2 protein-coding genes are annotated in these 2147 nt (G+C 63.4%); both read right to left on the bottom strand.

Going from position 1 to position 2147, the window contains the following annotated elements:
- Window positions 1-334: 334 nt before the first annotated feature.
- Window positions 335-1093, bottom strand: coding sequence for a transposase (locus JFB92_RS24895; protein ID WP_199044640.1), 759 nt, complete (start codon window positions 1091-1093; stop codon window positions 335-337).
- Between the two features lie 740 nt (window positions 1094-1833).
- The coding region (locus JFB92_RS25950; RefSeq protein ID WP_233163792.1) for a hypothetical protein at window positions 1834-2147 on the bottom strand (314 nt) is incomplete at its 5' end.

Raw genomic sequence — 2147 nt, 5'->3', positions numbered from 1 at the left:
TCGGACATATAGGCAGTTACATCTCATATCAAATGATCCGGGTTTGGCTATCACTGGTTATGACCAGAACTCCCCCGCCTCAGCTGCCCATCGGCGGCTCCGAAGTGGTCGCCGATTCGGCATTCCGGGGGACGCGCTCGGCTCCGACGCTAGGTATGGTGAAGACGCTCCTCTAGTCTCGATCACTCGTGAAGTTTGAGAGGTTAATCCCGTTCATCGGTTTCGGTTGCGGGCCAGGGTGAACGGTCCCGACGTCGTGTAGTGTGGTTTGTCCTGGGGCGGTTCGGTTGCGGCTGTCGGGTTCGGGCTTGGCGAGCGTGTGTGGCGGCGTGGTTCAGGCGGCCGGGATAGGGATGGCGCAGATCCGGGCCCAGGCAGTGCGCAGGCTTCCCAGAGATGGCCAGGAGCCCGGGGGCAGGTGGAGGTAGGAGCGGCGGCCAGGGACGTGGAGGATCCGGTAGCGGAGCCCTTTGATCTCGGCGTTGCGCATCGGGTCGGCTTGGTCGAAGCCGAGAAGGCGGGTGGCCGCCGCGAATTGATCGGCGACCACGACCAACACCAGCCATGCGGTGTTGATGTGCCAGAGCCGAGATGGCAGCAGTCGCAGATCCATCTGCTTGCCTTGGCGCATACGGTCTTCGACGACCGCGTGCTGGCGGTGCTCGGCCTCCTCACGCTGGGCCGAGACGGTCTCGCTCGCCGGGATGTCGGTGGCGACAACTTGGTGGCGCCAGCCGGTGGCCGCCTCCCAGAGCGTGAGTTTCGCGCCGGGGTGGGGCGCTCCCTGTGGGCGATCAGCCGCATACCCGCAGGCCAGGGGGCGTACCAGTCGGGGGTGGTCGCGCGGGCCGGGTCGGTGATCTCGACCGTCTGGCCGCGTGCCGTCAGGTCGGGTCGCGGCGGACCAGGCGTCCTCGGGCACTGCGACGATCGCCGCCTGGATGACGGCGTCGATCCAGACGCCGACCGAGAACCGGATATCAAGACCCGCACGATCATCGGTGTCGGTGTCGGCTCGGAGGGCACATATCTGGGCCGGGAAGTCGTGTGTGAACCCCGCCGTGTCGCACCATACCCGAATCGGGCCGTCCATCCACTCGTTCGGGAGCGAGGCGAAGGCGTCGAAGAGTACGTCGATGTGGTCGGATGCGGTGTTGGATCCGGCGTTGCCCGGGCGGGGCTTCCCGACGACGAAAGCAGTCCAGGTTCGGGCACGAGGCCATGAGCGGATGAAACCCGAACGTCCGTTTCCAGGTCAGGACCGCGCCTTCCTTCTCCGTTCGGCAGCAGGTGATCGTGGCGTTCAAATCGATGACCGTCGCCGTCATCTGGCCGCCGGCCGCGGCCACTGGCGGGGGCGCACCGCCACACCCGGCAAGGTCCGCAGTCCGCCCCAGCGACGCGGCACGAGCGGCACGAATCCGCTCGGTCGCTGGAGCATTGATGTCGCCGAGGCTCCGCCAGATCGTCGAGGCCGATGCCACCGGTCCGAACAGGTCCGGCTCGGCCCGCAGTGCGGCCAGACCCTCGATGCACGAACCACCGTCGACGAGGCCGACCGCGACCCGACCGGAGCGTGATCGCGTTTCCTGCCACCGGGATCGAGCGCGTTTACCAGGGCGGTGGTCAGACCGGTCCGGTCAGCGACCAGACGCGTTCCGACACGCCCAACGAGGCCGTCGAACTCGCCGCCTACCTGCAACCTGGGTCGCGAACCAGTACCGTTCACTCTCAGAGTGCCTTTCCCTGCGGTGGTACTTATGGACTCGACACCCATATCATCGCAGGTAGAAAGGCACTTCTCGCGTCACGACACCCCAACCCGATCAGCACTCATGAAACAGGCAGGGTAAGATCTGGTAGCTCAGTGGCAAATTTATCGCAAATTATCGTCATGCGACTCAAAGCAATGCTCCTTGATTCCTGGTAAACCATCTTCGTGCGCTCGATGGATTCATGATTCTGACCGATAAACTCGAGTTGGCGGAGCTGAGCATTCACTTCATGTTCTTCGATATCTTCTGGACTAGAAGAGATCTCCGCAAGGCGAGAATCTATAAGACCGCAGCTATCTAGCAATCGCCTGCTACAGTTAACAATTCCGCTAGCTCCTTCGTAGCTCAAGGCAGATATTGCGTACTCAATGA

The organism is Glycomyces salinus, assembly GCF_016428645.1.
GTDB classification, from domain to species: domain Bacteria; phylum Actinomycetota; class Actinomycetes; order Mycobacteriales; family Micromonosporaceae; genus Glycomyces; species Glycomyces salinus.
Note: the sequence above shows the minus strand (reverse complement) of the source record. Positions and strands in the feature narration are given on the sequence as shown.